Raw genomic sequence first — 8,276 nt, forward strand, 5'->3', positions numbered from 1 at the left:
TCCTACAAGGACCTCCCGCTGAACCTCTACCACATCCAGTGGAAGTTCCGTGACGAGGTGCGCCCCCGCTTCGGCACCATGCGCAGCCGCGAATTCCTGATGAAGGACGCTTATTCCTTCGATCTCGACAAGGACCGCGCCGTCGCTGCGTATGAACGTATGTTCGTAGCCTACCTGCGCACCTATGCCCGTATGGGCCTGACCGCCATTCCGATGCGCGCCGATACCGGCCCCATCGGCGGCGACCTCAGCCATGAGTGGATCATTCTGGCCGAAACCGGCGAAAGCCAGGTCTTCTGCCATCGCGACCTGCTCGATAAGCCGATCCCCGGCAAGGACGTCGATTTCCGCGGTGATTTGAAGCCGATCTTCAACGACTGGACCTCGCTCTACGCCGCGACCGAGGAAATGGTCGATCACGCCGAATACGAAGCCGCTGTGCCCGAAGACAAGCGCGTCTCGGCCCGCGGCATCGAAGTCGGCCACATCTTCTATTTCGGCACGAAATATTCCGAGCCGATGAAGGCCTCGGTCACCGGCAATGACGGCAAGGAAACCATTGTTCATATGGGCTCCTATGGCATCGGCCTGACGCGCGTCGTCCCGGCGATCATCGAAGCCAGCCACGACGAAAACGGCATCATCTGGCCCGTCTCCGTCGCGCCCTTCGAAGCCGTGCTGATCAACCTCAAGGCTGGCGATGCCGACACCGATGCTGCCTGCGACAAGCTCTATGCCGAGCTGACCGCAGCGGGTCTCGACATGCTCTATGACGATCGCGATCAGCCCGCCGGCTCCAAGTTTGCCACAGCTGATCTCGTCGGCATCCCGTACCAGATTATCCTTGGGCCACGCGGCCTTAAATCGGGCGAAGTTGAGATCAAACATCGCAAGACCGGCGAGCGCGAGACGCTGCCGCTCGCCAATGCGGTCGAGCGTCTCAAGGGCCTTATCGAACCTCAGCGGATGAACGACATTTGACCCTTAGCGTGCAGCAAGCCCCGGCCGGCCGATCCACTCGGCCGTTCTCCCGGTTTGAATGGATGATTGCTGGGCGCTATCTGCGCGCAAGGCGGAAGGAGGCGTTCATTTCGGTGATCGCCAGCCTGACCATGGTCGGCGTGGCGATTGGCGTCGCGACGCTGATCGTCGTCATGTCCGTCATGAACGGTTTCAGAGCTGAATTGCTCACGAAAATCCTCGGGCTCAATGGCCACTTCACGGCATATCCCATCGAGAGCAAGTTCACCGATTACAAGGACGCCGTGGCAACCCTCGAGGAAGTCCAGGGCGTCAAATTCGCCGTCTATTACGTCGAAGGTCAAGTGCTCGCCTCTGGCCGCGGCGGCTCCACTGGCGTGTCGGTGCGCGGCATGGATGCCGAAAATCTGGAAAAGCTCGATCTGCTGTTCAATTCGGCAGAGCAGGGTGGTTTCGATAGCTGGGACGAAAACGACGGGGTCGCCATCGGTTACCGATTGGCTCAGACGCTGGGCGTCGGCCTTGGCGATCAGGTTCAGATCATCAATCCCGACAGTGGCGCCATGACGCCCTTCGGCTCGACCCCGCAGATCAAATCCTATCCGGTCCGCACCATCTTCAATCTGGGAATGGTCGAGTTCGACAGCCTCTTCATGTATATGCCGCTGAAGACGGCGCAGGACTATTTCAAGCTCTATGACGACGTGCTGAAGCCCGGTATGGGGCCGCTCGATCCCATGGCCTCCGACGCCGAAATCGACGCCGCGTATGAGCGCGTCTATCAGGCAACCGCTGCCGAGGTCTTCATCGACAACCCCGATGCCATCGCCCAGATGCGCGAACGCATTTCGGCCGCGCCGCATCTGCGTCCCTTCATCCTCACCGATTGGCAGCAGCGCAACCAGACCTTCTTCTCCGCCCTGCAGGTCGAGCGCGTGGTGATGTTCACCATTCTCTCGATGATCGTCCTCGTCGCCGCTTTCAACATCATATCCAGCCTCATTATGCTGGTGAAGGACAAGAGCAAGGATATCGCCGTGCTGCGCACCATGGGGGCAACCCGTGGCGCCATCATGCGAATATTCTCCATCACCGGCACAACCATCGGCGTCGTCGGCACGCTGAGCGGCCTCGTTCTCGGCCTTGTCGTTGCCGCCAATGCAGAGACTATCCGCGCCGCCATTTCTAACACGCTGGGCATCGCGCTCTTCCCGCCCGAGGTCTTCTTTCTGTCGGCCCTGCCGAGCAAGACCGACCCTACGGAAGTCACCGTTGTCGTCGTGCTGGCCCTGGGCCTGAGCTTCCTCGCTACGCTCTACCCCGCCTGGCGCGCTGCCCAATACGATCCCGTCGAGGCGCTGCGTTATGAGTAATCCCTATCTGCGTCTCTCCGGCGTTCACCGTCACTATGGCGAGGGTGACACCCAGGTTCGGGTGCTCGACGAAGCCGATCTCGTCGTTGAAAGCGGCGAGCTCGTCGCGCTCGTCGCGCCGTCCGGCGCCGGCAAGTCGACCCTGCTGCACATCTGCGGTCTCCTCGAAAGCCCGCAGGCCGGCGAGGTAGAAATCGTCGGCAACAAGACCAGCAAGCTCAACGATCGCGGTCGCACCCAGCTGCGCCGCAATACGGTGGGCTACGTCTACCAGTTCCACCACCTGCTGCCCGAATTCACGGCGCTCGAAAACGTAACCATGCCGCAACTGATCGCGGGCAAATCGCCCGCCGAAGCCAGCGTGCGGGCCATGGAACTCCTCGACATGCTCGGCGTCGGCCCCCGTGCCGCCCATCGCCCGGCCGAACTTTCCGGCGGCGAACAACAGCGCGTCGCTATCGCCCGCGCAGCGGCCAATCATCCGCGCGTGATTCTCGCCGACGAACCCACCGGCAATCTCGACCCCGGCACCAGCGATCTCGTTTTCGCCGCTTTGCAAGGCCTGATCCGCACCGAAGGCGCCGCCGCCCTCATCGCGACCCACAATCACGAACTGGCCAAACGCGCCGACCGCATCGTCACGATCAAGGACGGCAAGGTCGTTCCGCACACGCTTTAGCTGCGATTAACGCGGGACCACTTCCGAGCCCTCCGGTCGCAACCCGAGCCGTCATCCTTGGGCTTGACCCGAGGACATTGCACTTGGCGATGATACGGCGAGTACGGAGCCCTCGGGTCAAGCCCGAGGGTGACGGCTGTCGGACAAGATCTATCCCTCTTATCCCCGCCCCAAAAGCCTCCACTATCCTCTCGTCATCCATCCCCGCACGGACGGTCTGCAGACGACAGGAGCGGGTAGGGCCCCGGCATGGGCTCGTCTCCCATGCACGTTCGTGGGACTGGCCGCCTCGCGACGAGCGTTCAAAGAGGTGCTGTGAGTCCTGTCCGAAAAAAGGGCACCTCGGAGCGGTAGTCGCTTCACACATAAAATACTTCGAGGCGAATGCCGCTCCGAGGTCCGTCCACTCCCCAAACACCCGGAAGCCCAAGGCTGTCCGGCGCTTTTGCATGCCGCCACTCCCGCGGGGCATCACCCGTCCCGAATCTCCCGCGGCTCTAACGAATCCCTAACGCGTTAACCCTGTCCCCGCTTTCCACGATCATCCCACTGGATCGGAACAAAGAGAAAACATATAAGAACATTATAGCAACACGGGAGCTTAAGATGATTGACTTCTTCAAGGACTTCGCCGCCTTCGTGACCCTCGGTGCCTTCACCATCGGTTCGCTGACCTGGATGGATCTGCTGACGAATTTGGTCGCCTGATCGCCTGTGGATTGGGGGCAGGGTGATTTGACCTCCGCCTCCGGTTGGCCCAGACTCTCCGAAGGAGACCAATATGCGCGGCCCCGGCTTTATCCACCTTCATGTTCACTCGGCTTTCTCGCTCCTTGAAGGGGCCGTTCAGCTCGAGACGATTCTCAAACTTGCCGCCGCCGACGCTCAGCCGGCGCTTGGTCTGGCCGATACGGCCAATCTTTTCGGCGCCCTGGAATTTTCCGAGAAGGCGACGAAGAAGGGCATCCAACCGCTGATCGGCGTCGAACTCGCCATCGACTTTGCGGCCGCCGAAGAACGCGTCAGCGAGCGCGGACACGTTGCCTGGAACGGAAAATCCAGCGTCGTCATGATGGCCCAGTCCGAAGAGGGCTTCGCCAATCTCTCGCGCCTCGTTTCCCGCGCCTATATGCAGGGTGAAAACGGTCTGGCGCGCGCCAAGCTCGACTGGCTAACGCCGGACGCATTGAGCGGTCTCATCTGTCTCTCCGGCGGACCCGAGGGCGCCATTGATATGCCATTCGTCCATGGGCAGGACGCAAACGCCCTGAAACGCCTCGATCGCCTGGCCGATCTCTTTGGTGATCGCTTCTATATAGAGTTGCAGCGCCATGGCCGCGCTCAGGAAGCCAGCGTCGAGCCGCGCCTCGTCGACTATGCCTATCGCAAGGGCATCCCGCTGGTCGCAACCAACGAGCCCTTCTTCAAGACGTCCAAGGAATACGAGGCACACGACGCCTTGCTGGCGATTGCCGGTGCATCCGTCGTCGCCCAGACCGAGCGGCGCAAACTCAACGACCAGTATTACTTCAAGACCCGTGCGGAGATGATGGAGCTGTTCTCCGATCTTCCCGAGGCGCTTGATTCTACCGTCGAGATTGCCCGCCGCATGGCCTATCGCCCGCGCACCCGCGGCCCGATCCTGCCCAAATTCGCGGCCGGTTCACACGACACCGAAGATGCTGTGGTCGCCGCGGAAGCGGCCGTCTTGCGTGAGATGTCGGTTGCCGGTCTCGACAAGCGCCTTGCTGCCCACGGCCCCGGACCGGGCAAGACCGAAGAGGAATACCGCGAGCGGCTCGATTTCGAGCTGAACGTCATCGAGAAGATGAAATTCCCTGGCTACTTCCTCATCGTGGCCGACTTCATCCAGTGGGCCAAGAGTCAGGGCATTCCCGTGGGACCGGGCCGTGGTTCGGGCGCCGGTTCGCTCGTCGCCTATTCGACGACGATCACCGATCTCGATCCCCTGCGCTATAATCTACTGTTCGAACGCTTCCTCAATCCTGAGCGCGTCTCGATGCCCGACTTCGATATCGACTTCTGCCAGGACCGGCGCGAAGAAGTCATTCAGTACGTGCAGAAGAAGTACGGCGTCGAACAGGTGGCGCAGATCATCACCTTCGGTTCGCTCCAGGCGCGCGCCGTGCTGCGCGACGTCGGTCGCGTGCTGCAGATGCCCTATGGCCAGGTGGACCGCATCTGCAAAATGGTCCCCGCCAATCCGGCCGATCCCTGGACCATTGAGCGCACCATGGCGGAGGTGCCCCAGTTCAAGCAGATGGCGGAAGACGACGAGGCCGTCGGCCAGCTGGTCGAGATCGCCAAATCGCTTGAAGGACTCTTTCGGCATGCCTCGACCCATGCCGCCGGCATCGTGATCGGCGACCGTCCGCTGCAGAATTTGCTGCCGCTCTACCGCGATCCGCGTTCCGAAATGCCGGTGACGCAATAAAATATGAAGTGGGTCGAGCCGGCGGGTCTGGTGAAGTTCGACTTCCTGGGTCTCAAGACCCTGACCACTATTCAATATGCCGTCGAAATGGTGCGCAAGCGCGGCATCGAGCTCGATATCGACGCCATCCCGATCGACGACGCGGCGACCTACAATCTCTACGCCCGCGGCGATACCTACGGCATCTTCCAGTTTGAAAGTGGCGGCATGCGCCGGGCCTTGATGGACCTCAAGCCCGACCGCATCGAAGATCTCATCGCTATGAACGCGCTCTATCGGCCTGGTCCGATGGACAACATCCCGAGTTTCATCGATCGTAAGCATGGCCGCGAGGAGGTGGAGTATCCCCACCCCAAGCTGAGCCAGGTGCTCGACGAAACCTATGGCATTATCGTCTATCAGGAGCAGGTGATGCAGATCGCCCAGCTCCTCTCGGGCTATTCGCTCGGCGAGGCCGACATGCTTCGCCGCGCCATGGGTAAGAAAATCAAGGCGGAAATGGACAATCAGCGTGTCCGCTTCCGCGAGGGTTCCGGCCCGCAAGGCGTCAGCGAAGCGCTGGCCGATCAGATTTTCGACCTTCTGGCGAAGTTCGCCAACTACGGCTTCAACAAGAGCCACGCCGCCGCCTATGCTTGGGTGTCTTACCAGACCGCCTATCTCAAGCAGCACTTCCCGCATGAGTTCTATGCGGCCTCGATGACCCTCGATATGGCGCAGACCGATAAGCTATCGGACTTCCGTCGCGAGGCCGGCAAGAAGAAGATCGAGGTCGTCCCGCCCTGCGTGAACGCTTCCGAAGTCGTCTTCTCGGTGAAGGATGACCGGATTCATTATGGCCTTTCCGCCGTAAAGGGTGTCGGTCGCGCCGTTGCTGAACACATCGTCGAGGTCCGTGGCGACAAGCCCTTCAAGGATCTCGGCGACTTCGCCCGTCGCGTGGACCCCAAGGCGATCAACAAGCGCACGCTCGAAACTCTGGTCAATGCCGGCGCCTTCGACGCGCTCGTGCCGCGCCGCGAAATTGCCTTTGCTGCCATGGACCAAGTCGTGGGCACTGCGCAGGCGCTCACCACCGAGCGCAACGAGGGGCAGTGGAACATGTTCGCTTCGAGCGAACCCGAGCCGTTCCGCCTGCCCACGAGCGTTCCCGCCTGGAACTCCACCGAGCGTGCCGACCGCGAACTTTCGGCCATCGGCTTCCACCTGTCGGCCCATCCGCTCGATGCCTATTCCGACCTCTTCGAGCGCCTCCGGGTCCAGCGCTGGGGCGATTTCGAGCGTGCGGTCAAGGACGGGGCGTCGGCTGGCCGCTTGGCTGGGACTATCTCGTCGCGTAACGATAGGCGAACGCGTAAAGGCACGCCGATGATGATCCTGAGCCTTTCGGATCAGAGCGGCACCTTTGAAGTCATCGCTTTTTCGGAGCAGATCACCCAGTTCGGCGCGATTCTGCAGCCTGGCAATTCGGTTATTTTGGAAGTCGGCGCCCAGGAGCGGGCGGAAGGCATCAGCCTTATGCTGAACGGTGCCAAACCCATCGAAGGCGCTGCCGAAAGCATCGACCGTCAGCTCACCATTTTTGCCGCCGACGCCAAGGCGCTGCCTTCCGTGGGGGCACAGCTAAAGCGCGGCGGCAACGGCACTGTGAGCTTCATCGTCATCCGCGATGCGGGCGCAAAAGAATACGAGATTGAGCTTCCGGGGAAATATGCCGTAACCGCCGAGGTGGCTGGCGGCATCAAGGCCCTTGAAGGGATCACTGACGTTCAGTTCAATTAACGAAGAACAAGACAACGCGGAGGAGGTGAGCCCTAAGCCCTTCCTCCCCCACTCAGGGGCTTTCACCCTTGTCCCCACGTCTCGGCGCGGGTCTATGAAGGACCAACGACCGGTCGCGGGATCAGTTCGTTGACGATCCCGTGATTGACTTTGGCGGGTTGCGCTCAGGCAGGACTTCGCTTATATCGCCCACGCGTCCGGCACTTTGTCGGCGCGATCTCACACACGAAGCAGGCTTTCCCAAGGAAATCCATCCGGTGGCGGGTAACCGTCGCATCAGGCTTCGTGGAGGTTTCAACCGGTAAAGGAACTACAATATGGCACTGCCAGAATTCTCCATGCGCCAGCTCCTCGAAGCAGGCGTACACTTCGGTCACCAGAAGCACCGCTGGAATCCGAAGATGGAACGCTTCATTTTCGGCGTTCGCAACGACATCCACATCCTCGACCTGTCGCAGACCGTTCCGGCCCTGAGCCGCGCTCTGCAGCTCGTATCCGATACCGTTGCCGATGGCGGCCGCGTTCTCTTCGTCGGCACCAAGCGTCAGGCCGCACCGCTCGTTGCTGAAGCTGCCAAGCAGTCCGCTCAGTACTACGTCAACTCCCGCTGGCTCGGCGGCACGCTGACCAACTGGCAGACGATCTCGAACTCCATCGCTCGCCTGCGCGAACTGGAATCGATGAGCGAAGAAGACCTGAACCTGCGCACCAAGAAGGAGCGCCTGATGATGTCCCGCGAGCAGGAGCGTCTTGAGCGCGACCTCGGCGGCATCAAGGACATGGGCAACGTTCCCTCGCTCCTGTTCGTGATCGACACCAACAAGGAAGCCAACGCCATCAAGGAAGCCCGTCGTCTGGGTATCCCGGTCGTCGCTATCGTCGACACCAACTGCGATCCGGATGTGGTCGACTACGCGATCCCGGGCAACGACGACGCCAGCCGCGCTCTCGAGCTCTATGTCTCGCTGATCTCGCGCGCTGCTCTGGACGGCATCGGCCGTTCGTC

General features: G+C 61.2%; 4 protein-coding genes and 1 pseudogene. All 5 read left to right on the forward strand.

Translation table 11 applies throughout. The features are described 5' to 3' along the window. On the forward strand, positions 1-981 hold a 981-nt coding region (locus J0I64_RS07080; protein ID WP_291406894.1), incomplete at its 5' end, for a proline--tRNA ligase. A gap of 62 nt (positions 982-1,043) precedes the next feature. Then, positions 1,044-2,354, forward strand: coding sequence for an ABC transporter permease (locus J0I64_RS07085; RefSeq protein WP_291406895.1), 1,311 nt, complete (start codon positions 1,044-1,046; stop codon positions 2,352-2,354). After that, positions 2,347-3,033, forward strand: coding sequence for an ABC transporter ATP-binding protein (locus J0I64_RS07090; protein WP_291406896.1), 687 nt, complete (start codon positions 2,347-2,349; stop codon positions 3,031-3,033). The genes J0I64_RS07085 and J0I64_RS07090 overlap by 8 nt, the downstream gene beginning before the upstream one ends. A gap of 781 nt (positions 3,034-3,814) precedes the next feature. Next, a pseudogene (gene dnaE / locus J0I64_RS07095) lies at positions 3,815-7,270 on the forward strand (DNA polymerase III subunit alpha). 317 nt (positions 7,271-7,587) lie between these two features. After that, the coding region (gene rpsB, locus J0I64_RS07100; protein WP_291406897.1) for a 30S ribosomal protein S2 at positions 7,588-8,276 on the forward strand (689 nt) is incomplete at its 3' end.

Source organism: Devosia sp. (genome assembly GCF_017307565.1).
Lineage (GTDB): Bacteria > Pseudomonadota > Alphaproteobacteria > Rhizobiales > Devosiaceae > Devosia.